This window comes from Burkholderia sp. Ac-20353, from assembly GCF_017104785.1.
Taxonomy (GTDB): domain Bacteria; phylum Pseudomonadota; class Gammaproteobacteria; order Burkholderiales; family Burkholderiaceae; genus Burkholderia.
In genome coordinates, this window is sequence record NZ_JAAGPL010000141.1 from 1 (window position 1) to 23,208 (window position 23,208).

The window sequence follows — 23,208 nt, forward strand, 5'->3', positions numbered from 1 at the left end:
ACGGTGCGTCGGTTTCGTCGAGCACGTTCGTGAACGGCTTGTGCCACGCGAGCGTTTCGCGCGCGAGACGCGCCCAGAATCCTTCGTAATCGCTTTCGGCCTCGGCGGCGAGCGCGCGATAGGCTTCCATGCCGGAAATGGCCGCCGCCTTCACGAGCGCCTCGGGCGGCGCAAACTGGCGGCTTTCGTGAAGAACCGATTCAATCGCAGACATCGACTACCCCTTGGTGAACATGAATCCTCTGATTGCCGGCGCGTGTCGTGCGCGCCGCGTCTTGGTCGGCGCTGCCGCGCCGCTGTCTCCTACTCACCCGCGCGCAGCCCTGAGGCTGCACGCGATGCTGCGCCGCACCACGTCACACGAGGCGACCGAGCAGTCCGGCATGTCCCAAGATAAGCGCTTGAACTTACCCGTCACTTACGCGGACTCGCCGGCCGCACATCAGCACGCGCTTTACGCTGTTACGACCGCGACCCTACAATCCTAACTGAACTCGCCTTCCGGATTCCAGCTTGAATCGTTACGCCCTCTTCCTCATCGCGTCGATGCTGTTCGTCGGCAGCAACGTCGGCATCGGCAAATCGATCGTCGCCTTCGTGCCCGTCGTGATCCTCGCGACGCTGCGCTTCGTGATCGCGATCGCCGTGCTGTGGCCGCTGTTCCACCCGGTCAAGATGCGCACGGTCAAGCGCGCCGAGTGGCTGAACCTGTTCCTGCAGGCGTTCTTCGGCACGTTCATGTTCACGCTGCTGATGCTGAATGGCGTGCAGCGCACGAGCGCGGTCGCGGCCGGCGTCATCACGAGCACGATCCCGGCCGTCGTTGCGCTGTTCGCGTGGCTGATCCTGCGCGAAAAACCGAACGGTCGTGCGCTGGTGTCGATCGCGCTCGCGATCGTCGGCGTCGTCGCGATCAACCTCGCGAACGGCAGCGCATCCTCGACCGGCGCGTCGGCCGGCTCGCTCACCGGCAACCTGCTGATACTCGGCGCGGTGTGCTGCGAATCGATCTACGTGATCCTGTCGCGGCGTCTCACGCAGACGCTCGCGCCAATCGACATCTGCGCGTACACGCATCTGTTCGGGCTGTTGCTGATGCTGCCGCTCGGTGCGGGCCCGCTGTGGCATTTCCATTACGCGAGCGTGCCGGGCAGCATCTGGGCGCTCGTCGTGTGGTATGGACTGTCGGCCAGCATCTTCTCGTTCTGGATGTGGATGAAGGGCATCCGCCACGTGCCCGGCAGCCTCGCCGGCGTGTTCAGCGCGGTGCTGCCGGTCGCCGCGGCCGTCTACGGGATCGTGTTCCTCGGCGAGCGCCCGACGCTCGCGCACGGTTTCGCGCTCGCGTGTGTCGTCACGGGCATCGTGCTCGCCAGCCTGCGCGTGAAGCGCACGCCGCCCGTCGCTTCCTGATCCGTCCCCGGCGCCCTGCCGGCACGGGGGGCGCGTCACTGCAGCCGAACGGGACGACGCGTTACAATAGCGCGCCTTTTCTTGATACCTGCCCCCGATACCCGCGCCCGTTCGCCCGTCATGTCCGCTCCGCATTCGTCCGGCCATCCCGTCGCTCGTCCCATGCGTCCGCTGCCCAGCCTGATCTTCATGAGCCGCTGGCTCCAGGTCCCGCTGTATCTCGGCCTGATCGACGTGGTGATGATCTCGAACCGGCTGATCATGGCGATCATCGGCGGTTACGAAACATTCGTGTCGCGCTTGGGCATCGACGGGCATCCGGACGAGCGGATGGCGTGGGTCGACCGCCTGACGACCCACACGCACCCCGGCCATTTCCACGAGACGCACGCCCCCGTCGTTGCGTCCCGCAAACCGGCGGAACATGCCGCCGGCCTAGCATTCCCCACAGTCCTCACAGAGTCTCAGTCATGACCGTCATCAAACAGGAAGACCTGATCCAGAGCATCGCGGATTCGCTGCAGTACATCAGCTACTACCATCCGCTCGATTACATCCAGGCCCTCGGCCGCGCGTACGAGCTCGAGGAGAGCCCGGCCGCGAAGGATGCGATCGCGCAGATCCTCACGAACAGCCGCATGTGCGCGGAAGGCAAGCGCCCGATCTGCCAGGACACCGGCATCGTCACGATCTTCGTGAAGGTCGGCATGGACGTGCGCTGGGACGGCGCGACGATGGGCCTCACCGACATGATCAACGAAGGCGTGCGCCGCGGTTACACGCACCCGGACAACGTGCTGCGCGCATCGATCGTGAACCCGCCCGAAGGCGGCCGCAAGAACACGAAGGACAACACGCCGGCCGTGATCCACTACGAGATCGTGCCGGGCGACAAGGTCGACGTGCAGGTTGCCGCGAAGGGCGGCGGCTCGGAGAACAAGTCGAAGTTCGTGATGCTGAACCCGTCGGACTCGATCGTCGACTGGGTGCTGAAGACCGTGCCGACGATGGGCGCGGGCTGGTGCCCGCCGGGGATGCTCGGCATCGGCATCGGCGGCACGGCCGAGAAGGCGATGGTGATGGCGAAGGAATCGCTGATGGAGCCGATCGACATCCAGGAAATCATCGCGCGCGGCCCGCAGGACTGGGTCGAAGAGCTGCGCGTCGAGCTGCACGAGAAGGTCAACGCGCTCGGCATCGGCGCGCAGGGCCTCGGCGGCCTCGCGACCGTGCTCGACGTGAAGATCATGGCTGCGCCGACGCACGCGGCATCGAAGCCGGTCGCGCTGATCCCGAACTGCGCGGCCACGCGCCACGCGCACTTCGTGCTCGACGGCTCGGGCCCCGCGAAGCTCGAAGCGCCGTCGCTCGACGCCTGGCCGAAGGTCCAGTGGGAACCGAACACGGAGACCAGCAAGCGCGTCGACCTGAACACGCTGACGCCGGAAGAAGTCGCAAGCTGGACGCCGGGCCAGACGCTGCTGCTGTCGGGCAAGATGCTGACGGGCCGCGACGCGGCGCACAAGCGCATCGCCGACATGCTCGCGAAGGGCGAGAAGCTGCCGGTCGACTTCACGAACCGCGTGATCTACTACGTCGGTCCGGTCGATCCGGTGCGTGACGAAGTGGTCGGCCCGGCCGGCCCGACGACGGCCACCCGGATGGACAAGTTCACCGAGACGATGCTCGCGCAGACGGGTCTCATCTCGATGGTCGGCAAGGCCGAGCGCGGCCCGGTCGCGATCGACGCGATCAAGAAGCACAAGGCCGCGTACCTGATGGCGGTCGGCGGTGCGGCATACCTCGTGTCGAAGGCGATCCGCGGCGCGAAGGTGCTCGCGTTCGAAGATCTCGGCATGGAAGCGATCTACGAGTTCGACGTGCAGGACATGCCGGTGACGGTGGCCGTCGATTCGTCGGGCACGTCGGTTCACCAGACGGGTCCGAAGGAGTGGCAGGCAAAGATCGGCAAGATCCCTGTCGCCGCCGCGTAAGCGCAGTCGGCGCGAAGGCCGGACCGAGGTCCGGCCTTTTTGCTTCTCGTTCTCATCCCGCGCCGCTGGCCGATCGGACGAGAGCAGGAAACTTGGCATTTCGCTTTCGAGCGATTATCGTTCGGTTTCTGAAGCCCCATCATCAAGAAGGAACAAGCCATGCAAGGCGACAAGAAAGTCATCGAATACCTGAACGCCCAGCTGAAGAACGAGCTGACGGCGATCAACCAGTACTTCCTGCATGCCCGCATGTACAAGCACTGGGGCCTCGAGAAGCTCGGCAAGCACGAGTACGACGAGTCGATCGGCGAAATGAAGCATGCGGACTGGCTCATCGAGCGCGTGTTCATGCTCGACGGCCTGCCGAACCTGCAGGACCTGCACAAGCTGCTCGTCGGCGAGGAAACCGAAGAGATCCTGAAGTGCGACCTGAAGCTCGAACAGATCTCGCAGGCGACCTGCAAGGAAGCGATCGCCTACTGCGAATCCGTTCGTGACTACGTGTCGCGCGAGATCTTCGAAAAGATCCTCGACGACACCGAAGAGCATATCGACTGGCTGGAAACGCAGATCGACCTGATCGGCAAGGTCGGCATCCAGAACTACCAGCAGTCGATGATGGGTTCGCCCGAGTAAGCGCTCCCCCTTCCCCGCCATTGCCGACCGCCTGATCATGTCGACGCCTTCCGCCATCGCCACCGTGGCCACGACGGCCACCACGGTCGCCCCCGTCGGCGTCTTCGATTCCGGGCTCGGTGGCCTGTCGGTGCTGCGCGCCGTGCGCGCGCAGTTGCCCGACGAATCGTTCGTCTACGTCGCCGATTCGCGCAACGCGCCCTATGGCCCGCGCGATGAGGCGTTCATCACCGAGCGCACGCTGGCGATCGGCGAGTGGCTCGTGCAGCAAGGCGCGAAAGCGCTCGTGGTCGCGTGCAACACGGCCACCTCGCAGTCGATCGCCGCGGTCCGGGAGCGCCTCGCGATCCCGCTCGTCGGCGTCGAGCCGGGCATCAAGCCGGCTGCCGCCGTGTCCGCGAGCGGCATTGCGGGCGTGCTCGCGACCCAGGCGACGCTGCGCAGCGCGCGCTTCCAGGCGCTGCTCGACCGGTACGGCGCCGGCTGCCGCTTCATCTGCCAGCCCGGGCACGGGCTCGTCGAAGCGGTTGAGCGCGGCGACACGAACTCGCCCGCGTTGCGCGCGCTGCTCGACGGTTACCTGCAGCCGATGCTTGACGCCGGCGCCGATACGCTCGTGCTCGGCTGCACGCACTACCCGTTCCTCACCGAAACGATTCGCGACATTGTTGGCGATCGCCTTGCGATCGTCGATACGAGCGACGCGATCGCCCGCCAGCTCGCGCGCGTCCTCGACGAACGCGGCCTGCGCGCGCCGGCCGGCACACGGGCCGCGCGGCCGCGCTTCTGCTCGACGAGCGACGGCCGACAGTTGCATGCCCTCGCGTCGACGCTGCTCGGTCTCGACGCGCCGGTCGAATCCGTCACCATTTCTTCCCCGCGCGCGCACGCGTGCGCGGCGGCCTGACACGCGCCGTCGACGCGCCCGATTCCCGCAGTAACCCTTCCAAGGGTCTGGTGCTGTTACAAAAAAGCCGGAATCGTGCTTGTCAACACCACCAAATTTAATGATAATAATTCGCATTACCGTTAGCTATCGCACTCACCATGATCGTCTGCGTGTGCAAGTCAGTTTCCGACCGCAAGATTCGCGCGTCCCTCGCGGAAGGCGTGAACACCTTCGATGAGCTCCAGTTCGAACTCGGCGTCGCCACCTGCTGCGGCAAGTGCGAAGAGTCCGTTCGCGACCTGATGGCCGAGCAAGGCGTCTGTGCGAGCCGGTGTGGCGTCGAGCACCATGCTCACCCGATTCCCGTGTCGTTCTACGAGCGCAAGGCTGCCTGACCCGCGCCGCGTGCGCCCGCGCGGTCCAGGCCGCATTCTTTCGTCTTACCCGTCAGCAAGCCAGCATCAGCGCGAGCCAACGGCTTACCTGCCAAGGAGCCCGTCATGGAATTGCTGATCGGATTTGTTACCACCGTGTGCATCTCGTTGCTGATATTCCGCAAGTGATGCCGCGTCACTTGCCGCACCGCGCGTGCGGCGCCGCTCTTTCAAGCTAACATGCAGGCTTCGCATTCCGCCTCAGCCGGCGCCTGGCCGGCGGCTTCCCGTATGAATCCCCGCGTCATCGCCGCTGCGGTCGGCGTGCTCGCCGTGCACTCGGTCCTGCTGACGGCGGCCTGGCTGCATCGCAATGCGCCGCCGCCCAAATCCGTCGAAGTCCAGTCGATCACCGCGCAGCTGATCACACCCGCGCCGATCGCGCAGAATGTCGCGGCCGAATCGATCGCGCAACCGGCGCCGCCTAAGCCGACGCCACCCGTGAAACCCAAGGTCGAGCCGAAGCCGGTGCCGAAAGTCTCGAAGCCGACGCCGCAACCGGTTGCGCCATCGACCACGCCGTCGCCGACGCCCGCTGCCGCTGCCGAGTCAAAACCCGCGCCGGCGCCCGCCGCTGCGGCACCGGCCGCCGCAGCACCGTCGGCTGCGCCCGGTCCGGCCCGCGAGACGATGCAGGTCAGCGCGCCGAAGAACGTACCGTCGCTCAAATGCGATTTCGTGAAGCCCGACTACCCGTCGATGTCGAGCCGCCGCGGCGAAACGGGCACGGCCTACGTGCACTTCGTCGTCGGCGTGACGGGCAAGATCGAAAGCATCGAGTTGCAGAAGAGCAGCGGTTATCCGCGCCTCGATGAAGCCGCGCTCGCCGCGATGCGCGCGTCGACGTGCCGCCCGTACATCGAGAACGGCCAGGCGATCCGCGCCGCCCGCACCCAGCCCTACGACTTCGGGCTCAACGACTAACACTGCCACATCCGGAAGAATCAAAAGGAACAACAATGCAAAGCTACGGTATCGCGCACGTCTGGGCGCAAGGTGATTTCGTCACACGCGCGATCGCGATCGCGCTCCTCGTGATGTCCGTCCTGTCGTGGATGGTGATCGTCATCAAGGGCTGGAACGTGATCCGCCTGAGCCGCCTCACGAAGAACGCCGAACAGGCGTTCTGGCATTCGGACGACTTCGACGACGGCATCAAGAAGCTCGGCCAGGCCGCGTCGACGCCGAACGACAACCCGTTCCTCGCACTCGCGCTGTCCGGCAAGGAAGCCGCCGATCATCATCATCAGACGCAACCGCATCTGCATGACCGGATGGACGTGTCCGACTGGATCACGCGCTGCCTGAAGGACACGATGGACGAAGGTATCGCACGCATGCAGAGCGGCCTCGCGATTCTCGCGTCGATCGGCAGCACGGCGCCGTTCGTCGGCCTGTTCGGCACGGTGTGGGGGATTTATCACGCACTGCTCGTGATCGGCGCAACCGGCCAGACGTCGATCGACCAGGTCGCGGGCCCGGTCGGCGAATCGCTGATCATGACGGCCTTCGGCCTGTTCGTCGCGATTCCCGCGGTGCTCGGCTACAACGCACTCACGCGTGCGAACAAGGGTGTCGTCAGCAAGCTGCGCCGCTTCGCACACGGCCTGCATGCGTACTTCGTGACGGGCGCGCGCCTCGCGTCGTCGTCCAACCGCGACGGCCTGCGTCTCGCGGCCCGCGCCGGCTGAAGCGGGGTGAACTGATGGCAATGAACACCGGTTTCAGCGACGATGACGACGACGGCGTGATGAGCGAGATCAACATGACGCCGCTCGTCGACGTAATGCTCGTACTCCTGATCATTTTCCTGGTGACGATTCCGGCGATGCAGCATGCGGTGAAGATCGACCTGCCGCGCGCGAGCAGCCAGCCGGTCGAGGAAAAGCCGCAGACCGTCGATGTCGCGATCGAAGGCGACGGCACGATCCTGTGGGACGACCACGCAGTGACGCGTGAACAGCTTCAGGCACGTATTGCGGAAGCTGCGCAGCACACGCCGCAACCCGAGTTGCACCTGCGCGCGGATCGCAAGGTTGCCTATGAGCGGGTCGCCGAAGTGATGTCCGATGCGCAGGCCGGCGGCCTGACGAAGCTCGGTTTCGTGACCGAGCCGAAGGCAAAGGCGAAGTAACTCAAGCAGCTGGCCGCACCTAGCCGGCCGCTCCCAAAGTAAAAGGCCTTCATCGCCAGATGAAGGCCTTTTTTCATGCGCACGCGGGCGCCTTCGGGCGGCGGGCTCTTCGGCGGTATCGGTTGCGCCTCGAGCAACGCAAATGCGGCTACCGTGGTCTGCACGGACTGCGCTTTCTGCCCTATCTGGCTCGCAACATATGCGGCCACCGTATTCCGCTCAGAACTTCCTTCGCGAAATGGGATTTCAATATAGGCCCGCCCGCGTTCGCATTCAAGGCCTCGACGATTGAAACTTGCGATTGCAGACGACGTTTCAATGACAAAACAAATTTGCAGTACTTGAATGTCCGTGGTTACGCCGCGGACGCGCGTTCGGCGGCCTCCTGTTTCTCGCGCTCCGGGCAGCCCGGCTGCTTGTATTCGCCGTGATCGAGCTTCTCGACCAGATAGTCGACGAACGCCCGCACCGCGGGCGGCATCCCCTGCCGCGAAACGAATACCGCGTAGAGCTGCGGCACCGGCAGCGTCCAGCCGGGCATCACGGGCGACAGCTGGCCCGCACGCAGCGCGTTGCCGTACATCATCTCCGGCAGCGCGGCGATCCCGAGGCCGTCGAGCACGGCCTCGCGGATCGTCATCAGATCGGCCGTCACGAGGCGCGGATCGTGCTCGTGCACATGCCGGCTCCCGTCCGGCGCGATCAGGTTGAACACGTGCCGGCCGTCGACGCTCGGCGTATCGAGCGTCTCGAAACGGGCAAGGTCGTCCGGCACGAGCGGCGGCGCGTTCTGGCTCAGCAGGCTCGGCGCACCGACCAGCATCTGCTCGGTGCGCCACAGCGGCCGCACGACGATGTTCGCGTTCTGCGGCGGCTCCGAACGCACCCGCAGCGCGACGTCGATCGAATCCTCGAACAGGTCGATCACGCGATTCGTCACACGAATATGAACCTTCACCTCCGGATAGCGGTGCAGGAACTCGGGCAGGATGCGCGACAGCATCGTCTGCGACAGCGTGACCGGCACGCTCACGCGCACCGAGCCGCGCGGCGACGCGCGCAGCTGCTGCACGGCATTCATCGCGGCCTGCGCTTCGGCAAGCATCGCCTGGCAGTGCTGGTAGAACAGCTCCCCCGCTTCCGTCAGTGCGAGCTTGCGGGTCGAGCGCTGCAGCAGCCGCACGCCAAGCGCAGCCTCGAGCTCGGTCAGACGGCGCGACAGGCGCGACTTCGAGATCCCCAGCACGCGTTCGGCCGCCGAAAAGCCGCCGTGCTCGACGACCTGCGAGAAGTACATCAGGTCGTTCAGGTTGTGTGCGTCGATATTCATGTCATCGTTCCAATTCCAGAACAATCCATTGCGAACTACGGTGATTCAATAGGCAAATCGCTCAATATAATAGCCGTATGTTTCAAAAATAGCGCTATTCCAATTTTCCGAGGGCCTATCGCATGACGACTGCTCGCTCGCTTGACCGCACCTATCCCGCGCTGCGCACGACCGAAGGGGGCGGCTTCGTCGTCCACCGCCCGTTTCCGACCCGGCTGCTGATGGACTTCGATCCGTTCCTGCTGCTCGACGAAATGGGGCCGGTCGACTATGGTCCGGGCGAGGCCAAAGGTGCCCCCGACCATCCGCATCGCGGCTTCGAAACCGTCACCTACGTGCTCGACGGGCGCTACCAGCACCGCGATTCGGCCGGCCATGCCGGCGCGCTCGGCCCCGGCGACGTGCAGTGGATGACGGCCGGCGCCGGTGTCGTGCACAGCGAGATGCCGGCCGCGGACTTCGCACGCGCGGGCGGCCGCTCGCACGGCTTCCAGCTGTGGGTCAACCTGCCGCGACGCGACAAGCTGATCGCACCGCGCTACCAGGAGATCACCGCCGATCGCATCCCGACCGCGACGTCTCCGGACGGCCATGCGCGCGTGCGCGTGATCGCGGGCGAAGCGTTCGGCGTGAAGGCCGCCATCGAGACGCGCACGCCAATCCTCTACCAGCATTTCACGCTGGAACCGGGCGCCACGGTCACGCAGCCGGTCCCGGCCGGCTACCGCGTGTTCGCATATCCGATCGTCGGCACGGGCTTCTACGGGCCCGACAGGCAGGCCGTCGACGCCCGCCATATGGTGATCTATCGCGACGACGGCGACGCGGTCACGTTCTCCGCCGGCGATGATGCGCCGCTCGACCTGCTGCTGATCGGCGGTGTACCGCTCAACGAGCCGATCGTGCGCTACGGCCCGTTCGTGATGAATACCGAGGAAGAGATCCGGCAGGCAGTCGTCGACTATCAGAGCGGCCGCATGGGCAGCATCGCATCCTGACGTCGTCGATTTGGGGCGCGGGTGCCGCACACGCGCCGGATTTGCGTCACAATGAGTTCTTGAATCATGTGGTCGCCAGCCACCAGAAGGAACCCGTCCCCTTGAATTTCGAACACCTGATCCAGATCAACGCCGACGATCCGGCCGTGCCCACCCTGACCCGCGACCAACTCTGGGAAGGCCTCGTGCTGCGCGCCGAACAGCCGCAGCTGTTCGTGATCGGCCTCGACAGCTGCGTCGTCCACGAACGAACCGCGACCACGCTCGAACGCGAACTGCACTATGGCAGCGCGACCGTGCGCGACCACGTGACGTTCACGCCGAACGAGCAGGTCCGCTACGACATCCTCGCGGCGGACGGCGAGATCGGCGGGTCGCTGACGATGACGATCGAGGAGCACGGCGACCTGCAGCTGTTCCTGCGTTTCGAATACCGCACGACGCTCGCCGTCAGCGACGATACCGAGGACGCACGCCAGACCCACGAGATCGTCAAGGAAGCGTATCGCACGTCGGACATCGACACCGTCCGGCTGATCCGCGAATACGCGCAGGGCCGCAAGGACCCCGATCCCCTGCACTGATCGCAGCGGCGGCCGTGTGACCATACGGCCGCCTGCCGTCGCCCCTTAGATTCACACTATCGGCTTCTCGATTTCGGTTGATAAAGAGTTTTTGTAAATGGGAATGGTTATCATTTAGAATTCATTCCATCGCATCACCTTGAACGACGAACCGAATGACCGACACCATGCGCTCGACCACGCTGACCTTGCGTCGTACCACCGGCGCCCAGGGAGTCAGCCGCCAGAAGACGGCGGCGGTCACGACACCGGCGAAACCCGCCGGCGCGGGCCGCGATGCCGGCACACGGGTCGTCAGCAGCGATTCACTGCTGCAGGGCCGCAGCCACGTCAGCATCGCGCACAACGGGGAAACCTATCAGTTGCGCGCAACGCGGCTCGGCAAGCTGATTCTGACGAAGTAAGTACCGGGTATTGTGGGGACCACCTCCCTGAGAGGTGTTGGGCATTAGCCAGCATGACGGCTTGCACGCGAGATCTAGACCCCTTCGTGCAAACATACTCAAGCAGCCGTTACAGCAAGCCAAGCCACTTTTTTGGTTCTCGCAGAAGGAAAAAAAGCGACTCGTCTGCCCGACGAGTCGCTTTTTCATTTCATGCATCATGCATCGCGCGCGCGACGCCACGCGTCAGCCTGTCAGTGCGGCAATCCCTGCCCGCGCGATCGCCGCATCCTGCTCCGACTTGACGCCCGACACGCCGATCGATCCGACTGTCTGGCCGTCGACGACGATCGGCACGCCGCCCTCGATGAGCCCCGCGAGCGGCGCGCTCAGGAATGACACGCGGCCCTGCAGGATCATTTCTTCGTACACTTTGCTCTCGCGGCGCCCGAGCGCGGCGGTGTGCCCTTTCGCGAGCGCCATCTCGACCGTGCCCGGCGCGACGCCGTCCATGCGATGCAGATACAGCGGATGCCCGCCGTCGTCGAAAATCGCGATCGTCACCGCCCACTGATTGGCGGCCGCGTGCGCTTCCGCCGCGGCCGCCATCGTCTTGACGTCGTCACTGGTCAATACGGGCTTCGTCTTCATCGGAGGCCTCCTGTTCGACGAGAACGTGAACAGCATGATACCGATCGGTCAGAAGCGCGACACGTCAGAAGCCCGCGAAACCCCAGAACATCAACCACCATGCGCTGTCGATCACGGCCAGCGCAGCAGCGAACCATGCGAACGCCATCAAGCGCCGCGGCCATCCCGCATACCGCCCCGTCACCTGCCAGCCGAGCCACGCACTCCACGCGTTCGCGCCGACCAGGATCGCGAGACGCACGTCCGTTGCCCAGCCGAGCGGCACGTGTTCCGCGCGCAGCAGCGACAGCGTCGTGGCCGACAGGCCGAGGAACACGCCGGCGCCCGCGAGCGGAATCAGCGCCTGCGCGAGATGGTGAAGGCGCACACGGTCGAAGCGCCCGAGCATCCGCGTCGCGCCGGCCAGCAACACGAGCAGTGCGGTGCCATAGATGAGCCCCGTGCCGACGATGTAGCTGACGATGAGCCCGCCGTCGAGCCACGAAAACACGTCGTTGCGGTCCGGATAATGCGTGAGCAGGAACCACGGCGCATTGGTCTCGAGCGGCCACGTGATGTCGCGATCGATCAGCCAGCCCGCGAGCGCCTGCTTGATCTGCACGAACCACGGACTGACGGTCCAGTGGAACGCGCCGATCGCGACGCCGAGCAGGCCGTACAGGATCAATGCGGTATCCCACGGGTTCGCGTGCTCCGCGCCGAGCTTGACGACCTCTTCGGACGGCGAACGCCACGACAGCGAGATCGCGTCGCGGTGCCCGCTGCAGCGGCCGCACATGTGGCACGCGGCCGCGCCCTTCATGTTGCGCAGTGGCACGAGCGGCGCGCAGTTGATCGGAATCACGCGATGCCCGTGTTCACCGTTCTTGTACGAACGGCGCCACGCGTCCTCGTCGACCTTGTAGCGCATCGGTGCGAGCCGCGACAGCAGCCCGAACACGCCGTTGACCGGACACAGATACTTGCACCACACACGCTTCTCGCGGCCGTACAGCAAGCCGATCACGATCGCCCCGACGGTCGAGCCGCCGAGCACGAACAGCACCGCGAGCGGATACTGGTACACGCTGACCATCTGTCCGTAGATCGTCGTCATCCCGAACGCGACGAACGGCCAGCCGCCCCACCGCACCCAGCGCGGAATCGCACGGCCGCGGCCGAACTTGCTCGCGTATTCGGTGAGCGCGCCCTCCGGGCACAGCACACCGCACCAGACGCGTCCGAGCATCACCATCGACAGCAGCACGAACGGCCACCAGATGCCCCAGAACACGAATTGCGCGGCGAGCGTCAGATTGCTCCACAGGTGCGCGGAATCATCGGGCAGCGGGATGATCGCCGGCACGATGATCAGGAACGCATAGACGGCCACCACGACCCACTGGATGCCGCGGATCAGTGCGCCGTGGCGCTGCATCCATTGACCGGCCAGTGCGATCAGGCCCGGTTTCGTGCCGGCGACCGTGCTCATGCCGTGCGCCCCGCTGCAGCAGCCGGACGCCGGCTCGCGCGCTTCATCAGCAGCCAGACGACCGCCCAGTACGCGGCGTATGCGACCAGGTTCATCAGCGCCGGATGTGCGCGGTAGCCGGTCAGCGTCGCGACGAGCGAGCCGAACGTGCCGGAATCATCGAGGATCGCCGACGTATCCCACACCTGTGACATGCCCAGCGGCAGGATTTCCTTGTCGATCAGCTTGTCGACGCCGGTCTGGAACAGGCCCGCGCCGAGGAGCAGCAGCATCACTTCGGTGACGCGGAAGAAGTGCCGCCACGAGAAGTACTTGCCGCCAAGCTGCAGCAGGTAGAACGTCAGGAACGCGAGGCCGAGACCGATCACGACGGCGAGCATCTGGTTGCCGTCGACATGGCCCGATTGCCCGAACCCGAGCCCGTACAGGAAGATCACCGTCTCGCTGCCCTCGCGCGCGATCGCGAGCGCGACCAGCACCGCGACGCCCCACCAGTTCGAATCGCGCGTGCTCTGCTGCAGCGACTGCTCCATGTCGCGCTTCAGCGTGCGGCCGTGCTGGCGCATCCACAGCACCATCTGCACGATCAGCACGCATGCGATCAGCACCATCGCCGTCTGGAAGTAGTCCTGCGCGTCGCCGGACAGCACTTCGGTGAAGCCGACCAGTGCCGCGCCGAGCCCGACGGCCATCAGCAGCCCGGTGCCGACGCCCGTCCACAGATACGGCAAACCACGACGCGCGTCGTCGTCGCCGTTCTTCAGCCATGCATAGAGAATGCCGACGACGAGCAGCGCCTCGACGCTCTCCCGCCAGACGATGAACAAGATCTGACCCATCGAACCCTCCCTGACGTGCGGAACGCTCGCGCGTCCGCACGCAGTCAAAACCGCAAAAACTGCATTACTTCGCGACGATCACGCCCTGCGCCTGCTGGTGGAAATCGTCGAAAAACTTGTATTCGCCCGGCGACAGCGGCGCCACGACCACGAACGAGTCGGCGCCCGGCGCGAGCACCTTCTCCTTGCGCAGCTGCACGCTCTCGAATTCGGCGGCGCCCTTGCCGGTGTTCTTGATCTCGATCTTGAAACGCTGGCCGGCCGGCACTTCGATGCGGGCGGGATTGAGCTTGCCGTCCGCCATCTCGAGCTTGAACGTCGGAAGATCGGCGGCCTGCGCGGCGCCCGCAACGAGAAGCGCAGCGGCCGCGGCAACGAATTTCTGGGGGAATTTCATTCTTGGTTCTCTACGACGACGGCGCGCCCGAGGCGCGCCGTCCGTTATGCGAGATCAGTAACCGCCCTTCTTGCCGATGCCGGCGAACGGGAAGTCGTATTCGAGCGTGATCGGCTTGAACCACGCGCTGACGCCGGTTTCCTTGTCGACGTGGCGGCCGAACGCCATGTGGCCCGTCTGCATCGGCGGCTTGACCGTCATCGTCAGGTGGTACTTGCCCGGGCCGGCCAGCTTCACGTTGTCGCCGTAGTGCGGGCCGTCGCTCGCGACCATGCCCATCAGGTCGCCTTCGGCCTTCCACTTCGCATCGCCCTGCTTGGTCAGCTTGTAGGTGACCTGCAGGTACGGCATCCAGTCGCCTTCGGCGAAGCCGGTCGGGTTGTTCTTGACCGCGTGGATGTCGGCCTCGAGGTGGATATCCGAATCCGATGCCTTGCGCATCATCCCTTCCGGATCCATCGTGATCGGCTGCAGGTACACCGCGCCGATTTCCATCCCGCCCTGGATCTGCTGCTTGCCGATCGGATACTCGGCGGCGGACGCCGACATGGCGGCCAGCGCCGCCGCTACCGCAACCGAAGTGCGGATGAACGAAGAACCCAACATGGACACTCCTTGTTTTTATCTGACAGAAGCGCGGCCGCCCCTCCGGACGGCCTGCTGACAAACACTAACGCGAGGAAGAACGTTAATGCGAACTATTCTCAATAATTGCGGAGTTTAGCACCGAACGTGCGCAGCGACAAACCGGCAACCGTGTAAAACCCTGATTCGACAAGGTCTACAGACGGTTTACCGGTCGTCTTCGGTAACAGTCGGAAAGATTTACTGGACGCCGCTCACGTGATCGCCGACGTTCGCGCCGAACAGCCGTTCGCGCAGCAGCGCAAGCTGGTCGCGCGTGGCGGCCGCCTTTTCGAACTCGAGATTCTTCGCGTAATCGGCCATCTGCTTCTCGAGGCGCTTGATTTCCTTTGCGATCTGCTTCTCGGACATGTCCTCGAGCTTCGCGCGCTGCTGCGCTTCCTTCAGCTCCGCACGCGCGTCGTCGGCGTTGTAGACGCCGTCGATGATGTCCTTGATGCGCTTCACGACGCCGCGCGGCGTAATGCCCATCTGCTCGTTGTACGCGATCTGCTTCGCGCGGCGCCGCTCGGTTTCGCCGATCGCGCGCTTCATCGACTCGGTCATGTTGTCCGCGTAGAGGATCGCCTTGCCGTTCACGTTGCGCGCCGCGCGGCCGATCGTCTGGATCAGCGAGCGCTCGGCCCGCAGGAAGCCTTCCTTGTCCGCATCGAGGATCGCGACGAGCGACACCTCGGGAATGTCCAGCCCTTCCCGTAGCAGGTTGATCCCGACCAGCACGTCGAACGTGCCGAGCCGCAGGTCGCGGATGATCTCGACCCGCTCGACCGTATCGATGTCGCTGTGCAGGTAGCGCACCTTCACGCCGTGATCGGCGAGAAATTCGGTGAGCTGCTCGGCCATCCGCTTCGTCAGCACGGTGATCAGCACGCGCTCCCCGGCCTTCACGCGCGCGTTGATCTCGGCGAGCACGTCGTCGACCTGCGAACTCGCCGGCCGCACTTCGATTTCCGGATCGACGAGGCCCGTCGGCCGCACGACCTGCTCCGCGATCTGCCCGGTCACGCGCTTTTCGTAGTCGGCCGGCGTCGCCGACACGAACACCACCTGGCGCATCTTGCGCTCGAATTCGGGGAACTTGAGCGGTCGGTTGTCGAGCGCCGACGGCAGCCGGAACCCGTAGTTGACGAGGTTTTCCTTACGCGCGCGGTCGCCGTTGTACATGCCGTTCAGCTGGCCGATCAGCACGTGCGACTCGTCGAGCAGCATCAGCGCATCGGGCGGCAGGTAGTCGACGAGCGTCGGCGGCGGCTCGCCCGGCGCGGCGCCGGAGAAGTGCCGCGAATAGTTCTCGATGCCCTTGCAGAAACCGAGCTCCTGCAACATCTCGAGATCGAACCGGGTGCGCTGCTCGAGGCGCTGCGCCTCGACGAGCCGGTTGTCGGCGTGGAAAAACTCGAGGCGCTCGCGCAGCTCGTCCTTGATCGTCTCGACCGCGCGCATCACGGTGTCGCGCGGCGTCACGTAGTGCGACGACGGATACACGGTGAAGCGCGGAATCTTCTGCCGCACGCGGCCCGTGAGCGGGTCGAACAGCTGCAGCGTGTCGACCTCGTCGTCGAACAGCTCGACGCGCACGGCCATCTCCGCGTGTTCGGCCGGGAAGATGTCGATCGTGTCGCCGCGCACGCGGAACGTGCCGCGCTGGAAATCCTGCTCGTTGCGCGTGTACTGCATTGCGATCAGCCGCGCGATCACCTCGCGCTGGCCGAGCTTGTCGCCCGTGCGGAGCGTCAGGATCATCTGGTGGTATTCGGACGGGTTGCCGATACCGTAGATCGCCGACACCGTCGCGACGATCACCACGTCGCGCCGCTCCATCAGGCTCTTCGTCGCCGACAGCCGCATCTGCTCGATGTGCTCGTTGATCGACGAGTCCTTTTCGATGAACAGGTCGCGCTGCGGCACGTACGCTTCCGGCTGGTAGTAGTCGTAGTACGACACGAAGTATTCGACCGCATTGCGCGGGAAGAACTCGCGGAATTCCGCGTAGAGCTGCGCGGCGAGCGTCTTGTTCGGCGCGAACACGATCGCCGGGCGGCCGAGCCGCGCGATCGTGTTCGCCATCGTGTAGGTCTTGCCCGAGCCGGTCACGCCGAGCAGCGTCTGGAACGAGAGGCCGTCCTCGATGCCTTCGACCAGGGTCGCGATCGCGGTCGGCTGGTCGCCGGCGGGCAGATACGGTTGATACAGCTGGAACGGCGACCCGTCGAAGGTCACGAATTTCGATTCGTCGAGCGCGTCGCCGACTTCGGCATGAGCATGATGTTCGGACATGGAATGCGGCCGGAGCGAAAACAAAAGACCATTCTAGCGCGTCGTCGCCGGGCGGACTGCTGTCCGCTCCTGACGCGCGGCCGCGGCCGGAAATCGCGAATCGGCCCATCACGATGCGAAAAACCGCCGCGAATTCGCTACAATGTCCGACTGCTGCGCTTTCCGGCGTCGTGCCCCGGCCACCGCGCCCCGCCCGCCCGATGAAAGCCTGACCCTCTTTTCACTACTGCCGAATCATCATGTCGCTCTTCTCCGCTGTCCAGCTTGCTCCCCGCGACCCGATCCTGGGCCTGAACGAAGCCTTCAACGCCGATACCCGCACGACCAAGGTCAACCTCGGCGTCGGCGTGTACACGAACGAGGAAGGCAAGATTCCGCTGCTGCGCGCGGTCCGTGAAGCAGAGAAGGCGCGTGTCGATGCGGGCCTGCCGCGCGGTTACCTGCCGATCGACGGCATCGCCGCCTACGACGCCGCCGTGCAGAAGCTGCTGCTCGGCAACGATTCGCCGCTGATCGCCGCTGGCCGCGTAGTTACGGCCCAGGCACTGGGCGGCACGGGCGCACTGAAGATCGGCGCGGATTTCCTGCGCACGGTGAACCCGAACGTGAAGGTCGCGATCAGCGATCCGAGCTGGGAAAACCACCGCGCGCTGTTCGAAGCGGCCGGCTTCGAAGTCGTCGCCTATCCGTACTATGACGCGGCGACGAACGGCGTGAACTTCGAAGGCATGCTGTCGGCGCTGAACGGCTACGACGCAGGCACGATCGTCGTGCTGCACGCGTGCTGCCACAACCCGACCGGCGTGGACCTCACCGATGCGCAATGGCAGCAGATCGTCGACGTCGTGAAGGCACGCAATCTCGTGCCGTTCCTCGATATCGCGTATCAGGGCTTCGGCGAGAACATCGAGGCCGATGCCGCAGCCGTGCGACTGTTCGCCGCGGCGGACCTGAACGCCTTCGTGTCGTCGTCGTTCTCGAAGTCGTTCTCGCTGTACGGCGAGCGCGTCGGCGCGCTGTCGATCATCACGTCGAGCAAGGACGAAGCGACGCGCGTGCTGTCGCAGCTCAAGCGCGTGATCCGCACGAACTACTCGAACCCGCCGACGCACGGCGGCGCCGTGGTCGCCGCGGTGCTCGCGTCGCCGGAACTGCACGCATCGTGGGTGCAGGAACTCGGCGAAATGCGCGACCGCATCCGCGCGATGCGCAACGGCCTCGTCGAGCGCCTGAAGGCGAGCGGCGTCGATCGCGACTTCAGCTTCATCAACGAGCAGCGCGGGATGTTCTCGTACTCGGGCCTGACGTCGGCGCAAGTCGACCGCCTGCGCGACGAGTTCGGCATCTACGCGGTCGGCACGGGCCGGATCTGCGTCGCTGCGCTGAACACGCGCAACCTCGACGTGGTCGCCAACGCGGTCGCAGCCGTCCTGAAGTAATGCCGCGACGACGGGCGGCAGCCGCACCGGCTGCGCCCGTTCGCCACGTAAAAAACGCGCTCGTTCGAGCGCGTTTTTTTATGCGGCCTGCAGTTGCCGGTTACCGCCCGCGAAAACCGATGCGAGCGGCCCCTCGCCTGCTTACTGCATGAACCAGCCGTGGCTGACGACGACGGACTGGCCGGTCAGCGCGGCGCTCGGGAACGCCGACAGGAACAGCACCGTCTGCGCGACGTCCTGCACCGTCGTGAACACGCCGTCGACCGTGTTGCCGAGCATCACCTTCTTCACCACTTCCTCTTCGCTGATGCCGAGCTCCTTCGCCTGCTCCGGAATCTGCTTGTCGACGAGCGGCGTGCGCACGAAGCCCGGGCACACCACGTGCGACCGCACGTTGTGCTTCGCGCCTTCCTTCGCCAGCACGCGCGCGAGGCCGAGCAAGCCGTGCTTCGCGGTCACGTAGGCCGACTTCAGCGGCGACGCTTCGTGCGAGTGCACCGAGCCCATGTAGATCACGACGCCGCCGCGATCGTCCTTGTACATGTGCTTGAGCGCGGCCTTGGTCGTCAGGAACGCGCCGTCGACGTGGATCGCCTGCATCTTCTTCCAGTCGGCGAACGAGTAGTTCTCGATCGGGTTGACGATCTGGATGCCCGCGTTCGACACGAGGATATCGACCGAGCCGAACGCTTCGGCAACCTTGTCGATGCCGCTGTTGACCGCGTCTTCGTTCGTCACGTCCATCGCGACGCCGATCGCCTTGCCGCCCGCATTGATGACCTCTTGCGCGACGGCATTCGCGCCGTCCTGGTTCAGGTCCGCGATCGCGACCGCCGCGCCGGCCTTTGCCAGCTCGAGCGCGATTTCCTTGCCGATGCCGCTTGCGGCGCCCGTGACGACTGCCACCTTGCCGCTCAAATCCGCTGCCATGCACGTCTCCTTCGATGTCGGGTGAATTCGCGGATCCGCCGCACGAGCCGCGATCGTCGTGCAGTCGGCGGCGGACAAGCCGCTATTGTGCATGATCCGGTTCGGCTGTTCGCGCCTAAAACGTCTAAGCTTAAGGTCGATCATGTCACGCAGGAGGCACCCATGCTCTATCGACGGCTTGGCCGCTCCGGCCTGCAGATCAGTGCGCTCTCGCTCGGCTCGTGGGTCACGTACGGCAACCAGGTCGATCGCCGCGACGCACGCGAATGCCTCGCGGCGGCACGCGACGCCGGCGTCAATTTCTTCGACAACGCCGAGGTCTACGCGGGCGGCAAATCCGAGGAAATCATGGGGCATGCGCTCAAGTCACTCGGCTGGCCGCGCGTCAGCTACATCGTGTCGACGAAATTCTTCTGGGGTCTCGCGGAAGCGCCGAATCAATATCACACGCTGAATCGCAAATATCTGCTGAACGCGATCGACGGGTCGCTGCATCGGCTGCAACTCGACTACGTCGACCTCGTCTATTGTCATCGCCCCGATCCGCATACGCCGCTCGAGGAAACCGTGTGGGCGATGAGCGACATGATCGCGCGCGGCAAGGCGCTGTACTGGGGGACGTCCGAGTGGAGCGCGGACGAGATCCGCGCGGCGTGCGAAATTGCCGAGCGCCATCATCTGCGCAAGCCGGTCGTCGAGCAGCCGCAATACAACCTGTTTCACCGTACGCGGGTGGAACAGGAATATGCGCGACTCTACGAGGATTACGGGCTCGGCCTGACGACCTGGAGCCCGTTGGCGTCAGGCCTCCTCACGGGCAAATACCGGCACGGCATCCCGCCCGGCAGCCGCGCGCAAGTGCAAGGTTATGACTGGCTCCGGGAAAGGCTGACCGACCCGGGCAGGAACGAGATCGTCGAACGGCTCGGCCGGGTCGCCGACGAACTCGGCTGCCATGTCGGCCAACTGGCGATCGCCTGGGTGCTGGCCAATCCCCATGTCAGCTCGGTCATCACCGGCGCGTCCCGAATCGAGCAGATCGCCGAGAACATGCGCGCCCTCGATATCGTCGCGAAGCTGTCGCCCGAGATCAAGCAGCGTATCGAGGACCTGGTCGGCAACGCTTACGATTGACGCGCTTGCCGGCCACTCGCGTACCTCGCGTACAATACGCGGCCGCGTCGACGCCCGCCTGGCCTGCCACACCTCGCCAGGCGCATGCGATCGGCAGGCTTTTACCGATTCACCTTCCGTTCCAGGCAGTCCGTCATGCTCAGCTATCGTCACGGTTTTCACGCAGGCAACCACGCGGACGTGCTCAAGCACGCCGTCGTCGTCCAGCTGCTGCGCCACCTGAACAAGAAAGACAAGTCGTACTGGTACATCGACACGCACGCCGGCGCAGGCGTGTACTCGCTGCGCGACGGCTACGCGGCGAAGACCTCGGAGTTCGACACCGGCATCGGCCGCCTGTGGAACGACAAGAACCTGCCGCCGGTGCTCGCCGAATACGTCGACGAAGTGCGTGCACTGAACGACGACGGCGAGTTGCGCTTCTACCCGGGCTCGCCGTACATCGCGTGGCGACTGATGCGCGAACAGGACCGGATGCGCCTGTTCGAGATGCACAGCACCGAGATCGACGTGCTGCGCCACAATTTCCGCGATGCAGGCCGGCGCGCGATGATCTTTTCCGGCGACGGCTTCGAGGGCATCAAGGCGTTGCTGCCGCCCGCGCCGCGGCGTGCGCTCGTGCTGATCGATCCGTCGTACGAGGACAAGAAAGACTACGCGCGCACGCTTGCGTGCGTGACGGAATGCCTGAAGCGTTTTGCGACCGGTTGCTATGCGATCTGGTACCCGCAAGTCGCCCGCACCGAATCCCAGCGCTTTGCCGAGCAACTGAAACGCCTGCAGCCAGACAACTGGCTGCACCTCAGCCTGACCGTGTCGAATCCGCCGGCGGACGGACTCGGCTTGTACGGCAGCGGGATGTTCATCCTGAATCCCCCGTACACGCTCGCACAGAGCATGAGGGACGCATTGCCCTATCTGACCGAAACGCTCGGACAGGATAGCGGCGCCCGGTGCGAGATCGAACACCGGGGGAATTGAGCACGCACGCGTGAATCAGGGTTGCCGCGGTTGTGGCTGCGGCACGGGTTTCGCCTGACCGGCTGGCGGCGCCCCCCATCCGGGAACGTTGATATAGGGTGCGACGAACAGCGGTATCGACGTGTTCGGCGCCTGCTCGGCCGGTGCGCGAATTCGCGCCGGCTCGACGATCGGCTCGGACGAAAGTGGCGCGGTCTGCAGCAGCAATCCGCTTTTGCCATCCTGGATGCCGCGTTGCGTATCGAGGACCAGCGGCTGGGTTGCGGTCGCCGCGTGGGCAACGAGCCCATGAACGAGTAACGCCCCTACCAGACCGAGACGCGCGCATGCCGCTCCGCACGCATCGAGACTCAAGCGCATGGTCTTGCCTCCCCGAGTGAAAAACAGGCCCATACCTTAACGCTACGCGGCCGACTCCACCAGATACGTCGCACAAAAACGTCGCACAAAAAACAAAGCCCCGTCGACACGGGGCTTGCTTATCGTGCAGCGCCACACGGCGCTTGACGGACTCCGATTACAGCGAGTAGCCGCTCGTTTCCAGCGTACGGATACGTTGTTCGAGCTGGACGACGTCCGACGACGTCGCGAGGTAGGCCTCACGGCGCTCACGTTCTGCGGATTCGAACCAGTTGCTCAGCTTTTCGACGATATAGGCGATCATGATGTACTCCAAGGAAGGGGGACCCCTGGCGAATCGATGTTCAGGGATTTCCCGTATAGGGTTATCCCGAATTATAACGACACTGCACCACGACGCCAGTGAAATGCGCGCATGGATGTCATTCCACATTGGAATACAAGGTCACGACAACGTCGCAACCCATTGATTTTATTGATATTAATAAAATGGGTGCGACCGGCCTGTCGAGTGCATGCACTATTCTGGTTCGGTCACCGCGTCAGCAAGACGCGCCAAAATCGGGCATTCGGGTCGTGAGTCACCGTGACAGTGCGCGGCGAGATCGGCCAGCGTATTGCGCATGTCCGTCAGTTCCGCGATACGTTTGTCGAGTTCGGCCACGTGTTCGAGTGCGATCGATTTCACTTCTGCGCTGGCACGGGACCTGTCTTGCCAGAGCGTCAGCAGTTTGCGGATATCTTCGACGAGAAAGCCGAGTCGCCTGGCCTGGCGAATGAAGCGCAGCACATGGATCTCATCGGCACCGTAGATCCGGTATCCCGAATCCGTACGCTTGGTCGGCGTTAGAAGACCCACTTGCTCGTAGTACCGGATCATTTTTGCGCTGACCCCGGATTCACGCGAAGCATCGCCGATGTTCATTCCACCCCTCTCGATCAGATACCTGTTCTGAAGCAAATCTCGAATCGCCGGCACGCGCATTTGCTGTCGGCATCTTGATCGTATCAAAATCGCATCGCGCTCATCGCGGCGCGCAAGGGAGCGAGACGTATGCGTGTTCGATCAAGGCAGGAGGACGCGGCGGACTGCGCGCGCCAGGTGGCGTGGGGAGCCCCACGCATTTCCGCCGCCCCAACGCAAAAACCCCCGCCTTTCGGACGGGGGTTTCTGGCTTAGGGGAGCCTGACGATTACCTACTTTCACACGGGAATCCGCACTATCATCGGCGTAGAGTCGTTTCACGGTCCTGTTCGGGATGGGAAGGGGTGGGACCGACTCGCTATGG

The 23,208-nt window shown here is 64.6% G+C and carries 27 protein-coding genes and 1 rRNA gene; 15 read left to right on the forward strand and 13 right to left on the reverse strand.

Annotation, left to right across the window (positions count from 1 at the left end; all coding sequences use genetic code 11):
- Window positions 1-214, reverse strand: a 214-nt coding sequence (locus G3N94_RS29060; protein WP_277398577.1) for an acetyl-coenzyme A synthetase N-terminal domain-containing protein, incomplete at its 3' end; no start/stop codon positions are given.
- A gap of 299 nt (window positions 215-513) precedes the next feature.
- Here G3N94_RS29060 and G3N94_RS29065 point away from each other — a divergent pair.
- The 9 genes from G3N94_RS29065 to G3N94_RS29105 all read left to right on the forward strand — a co-directional run bounded on the left by G3N94_RS29065 (window position 514) and on the right by G3N94_RS29105 (window position 7,500).
- Window positions 514-1,413 carry a DMT family transporter gene (locus G3N94_RS29065; protein WP_205796226.1) on the forward strand — a complete coding sequence of 300 codons (900 nt, stop codon included), beginning with the start codon at window positions 514-516 and terminating at the stop codon, window positions 1,411-1,413.
- Window positions 1,414-1,533: 120 nt separating this feature from the next.
- Complete coding sequence (locus G3N94_RS29070; protein ID WP_205796228.1) at window positions 1,534-1,887, forward strand: YqhA family protein; 354 nt, start codon at window positions 1,534-1,536, stop codon at window positions 1,885-1,887.
- Complete coding sequence (locus G3N94_RS29075) at window positions 1,884-3,407, forward strand: fumarate hydratase (RefSeq protein ID WP_205796230.1); 1,524 nt, start codon at window positions 1,884-1,886, stop codon at window positions 3,405-3,407. The genes G3N94_RS29070 and G3N94_RS29075 overlap by 4 nt, the downstream gene beginning before the upstream one ends.
- Before the next feature lie 159 nt (window positions 3,408-3,566).
- Window positions 3,567-4,043 carry a bacterioferritin gene (gene bfr, locus G3N94_RS29080; RefSeq protein ID WP_124603785.1) on the forward strand — a complete coding sequence of 159 codons (477 nt, stop codon included), beginning with the start codon at window positions 3,567-3,569 and terminating at the stop codon, window positions 4,041-4,043.
- A gap of 37 nt (window positions 4,044-4,080) precedes the next feature.
- A complete protein-coding gene (gene murI / locus G3N94_RS29085) occupies window positions 4,081-4,950 on the forward strand; it encodes a glutamate racemase (protein WP_205796232.1) in 870 nt (289 codons plus the stop codon).
- A 140-nt stretch (window positions 4,951-5,090) separates the two neighbouring features.
- Complete coding sequence (locus tag G3N94_RS29090) at window positions 5,091-5,327, forward strand: (2Fe-2S)-binding protein (protein WP_124603783.1); 237 nt, start codon at window positions 5,091-5,093, stop codon at window positions 5,325-5,327.
- Between the two features lie 219 nt (window positions 5,328-5,546).
- A complete protein-coding gene (locus tag G3N94_RS29095) occupies window positions 5,547-6,290 on the forward strand; it encodes an energy transducer TonB (RefSeq protein ID WP_205796234.1) in 744 nt (247 codons plus the stop codon).
- A gap of 35 nt (window positions 6,291-6,325) precedes the next feature.
- On the forward strand, window positions 6,326-7,057 hold the full coding sequence (locus G3N94_RS29100) for a MotA/TolQ/ExbB proton channel family protein (protein ID WP_205796236.1): 732 nt from the start codon (window positions 6,326-6,328) through the stop codon (window positions 7,055-7,057).
- 14 nt (window positions 7,058-7,071) lie between these two features.
- Window positions 7,072-7,500, forward strand: a complete 429-nt coding sequence (locus G3N94_RS29105) for a biopolymer transporter ExbD (RefSeq protein WP_205796238.1) — start codon at window positions 7,072-7,074, stop codon at window positions 7,498-7,500.
- Window positions 7,501-7,855: 355 nt separating this feature from the next.
- On the opposite strand, the gene G3N94_RS29110 is transcribed toward G3N94_RS29105, so the two are convergent.
- Window positions 7,856-8,830 carry a LysR family transcriptional regulator gene (locus G3N94_RS29110; RefSeq protein ID WP_205796240.1) on the reverse strand — a complete coding sequence of 325 codons (975 nt, stop codon included), beginning with the start codon at window positions 8,828-8,830 and terminating at the stop codon, window positions 7,856-7,858.
- 122 nt (window positions 8,831-8,952) lie between these two features.
- On the opposite strand from G3N94_RS29110, the gene G3N94_RS29115 reads away from it, so the two are divergent.
- The 3 genes from G3N94_RS29115 (at window position 8,953) to G3N94_RS29125 (ending at window position 10,816) form a co-directional block, all read left to right on the forward strand.
- Window positions 8,953-9,828, forward strand: coding sequence for a pirin family protein (locus G3N94_RS29115; protein ID WP_205796242.1), 876 nt, complete (start codon window positions 8,953-8,955; stop codon window positions 9,826-9,828).
- A 101-nt stretch (window positions 9,829-9,929) separates the two neighbouring features.
- Complete coding sequence (locus G3N94_RS29120; RefSeq protein WP_205796244.1) at window positions 9,930-10,412, forward strand: SRPBCC family protein; 483 nt, start codon at window positions 9,930-9,932, stop codon at window positions 10,410-10,412.
- A gap of 155 nt (window positions 10,413-10,567) precedes the next feature.
- A complete protein-coding gene (locus G3N94_RS29125) occupies window positions 10,568-10,816 on the forward strand; it encodes a hemin uptake protein HemP (protein ID WP_205796246.1) in 249 nt (82 codons plus the stop codon).
- Window positions 10,817-11,041: 225 nt separating this feature from the next.
- On the opposite strand, the gene G3N94_RS29130 is transcribed toward G3N94_RS29125, so the two are convergent.
- From G3N94_RS29130 to uvrB, 6 genes are all read right to left on the reverse strand, one after another.
- Entirely contained in the window at window positions 11,042-11,446 is a 405-nt protein-coding gene (locus tag G3N94_RS29130; protein WP_205796248.1) for a heme-binding protein, read from the reverse strand.
- A gap of 64 nt (window positions 11,447-11,510) precedes the next feature.
- Entirely contained in the window at window positions 11,511-12,917 is a 1,407-nt protein-coding gene (locus G3N94_RS29135) for a 4Fe-4S binding protein (RefSeq protein ID WP_205796250.1), read from the reverse strand.
- On the reverse strand, window positions 12,914-13,756 hold the full coding sequence (locus G3N94_RS29140) for an FTR1 family protein (RefSeq protein ID WP_205796252.1): 843 nt from the start codon (window positions 13,754-13,756) through the stop codon (window positions 12,914-12,916). Before G3N94_RS29140 ends, G3N94_RS29135 begins: the two co-directional genes overlap by 4 nt.
- Before the next feature lie 64 nt (window positions 13,757-13,820).
- Window positions 13,821-14,153 (reverse strand): cupredoxin domain-containing protein, encoded by a 333-nt coding sequence (locus G3N94_RS29145; protein ID WP_205796254.1) that lies wholly within the window; start codon window positions 14,151-14,153, stop codon window positions 13,821-13,823.
- Between the two features lie 54 nt (window positions 14,154-14,207).
- Window positions 14,208-14,759: an iron transporter gene (locus tag G3N94_RS29150; RefSeq protein ID WP_205796256.1), complete on the reverse strand. Its 552-nt coding sequence runs from the start codon at window positions 14,757-14,759 to the stop codon at window positions 14,208-14,210.
- A 219-nt stretch (window positions 14,760-14,978) separates the two neighbouring features.
- Window positions 14,979-17,075: an excinuclease ABC subunit UvrB gene (uvrB, locus tag G3N94_RS29155; RefSeq protein WP_205796258.1), complete on the reverse strand. Its 2,097-nt coding sequence runs from the start codon at window positions 17,073-17,075 to the stop codon at window positions 14,979-14,981.
- 239 nt (window positions 17,076-17,314) lie between these two features.
- Here uvrB and G3N94_RS29160 point away from each other — a divergent pair, with 239 nt between their 5' ends.
- Window positions 17,315-18,514: an amino acid aminotransferase gene (locus G3N94_RS29160; RefSeq protein ID WP_205796260.1), complete on the forward strand. Its 1,200-nt coding sequence runs from the start codon at window positions 17,315-17,317 to the stop codon at window positions 18,512-18,514.
- Window positions 18,515-18,655: 141 nt separating this feature from the next.
- Here the strand turns inward: G3N94_RS29160 and G3N94_RS29165 are convergent, their stop codons facing one another.
- Complete coding sequence (locus G3N94_RS29165; RefSeq protein WP_205796262.1) at window positions 18,656-19,444, reverse strand: 3-hydroxybutyrate dehydrogenase; 789 nt, start codon at window positions 19,442-19,444, stop codon at window positions 18,656-18,658.
- Between the two features lie 162 nt (window positions 19,445-19,606).
- Here G3N94_RS29165 and G3N94_RS29170 point away from each other — a divergent pair, with 162 nt between their 5' ends.
- A complete protein-coding gene (locus G3N94_RS29170; protein ID WP_205796265.1) occupies window positions 19,607-20,578 on the forward strand; it encodes an aldo/keto reductase in 972 nt (323 codons plus the stop codon).
- 135 nt (window positions 20,579-20,713) lie between these two features.
- Window positions 20,714-21,559: a 23S rRNA (adenine(2030)-N(6))-methyltransferase RlmJ gene (gene rlmJ / locus G3N94_RS29175; RefSeq protein ID WP_205796267.1), complete on the forward strand. Its 846-nt coding sequence runs from the start codon at window positions 20,714-20,716 to the stop codon at window positions 21,557-21,559.
- Window positions 21,560-21,574: 15 nt separating this feature from the next.
- Here rlmJ and G3N94_RS29180 read toward each other — a convergent pair whose 3' ends face one another.
- The 4 genes from G3N94_RS29180 to rrf form a co-directional block, all read right to left on the reverse strand.
- On the reverse strand, window positions 21,575-21,952 hold the full coding sequence (locus G3N94_RS29180) for a hypothetical protein (RefSeq protein ID WP_241022125.1): 378 nt from the start codon (window positions 21,950-21,952) through the stop codon (window positions 21,575-21,577).
- Between the two features lie 124 nt (window positions 21,953-22,076).
- Entirely contained in the window at window positions 22,077-22,223 is a 147-nt protein-coding gene (locus G3N94_RS29185; protein ID WP_205796269.1) for a DUF3563 family protein, read from the reverse strand.
- Window positions 22,224-22,439: 216 nt separating this feature from the next.
- On the reverse strand, window positions 22,440-22,844 hold the full coding sequence (cueR, locus tag G3N94_RS29190; RefSeq protein WP_205796271.1) for a Cu(I)-responsive transcriptional regulator: 405 nt from the start codon (window positions 22,842-22,844) through the stop codon (window positions 22,440-22,442).
- A gap of 259 nt (window positions 22,845-23,103) precedes the next feature.
- Window positions 23,104-23,208 (reverse strand): 5S ribosomal RNA (gene rrf, locus G3N94_RS29195); the annotation flags it as partial.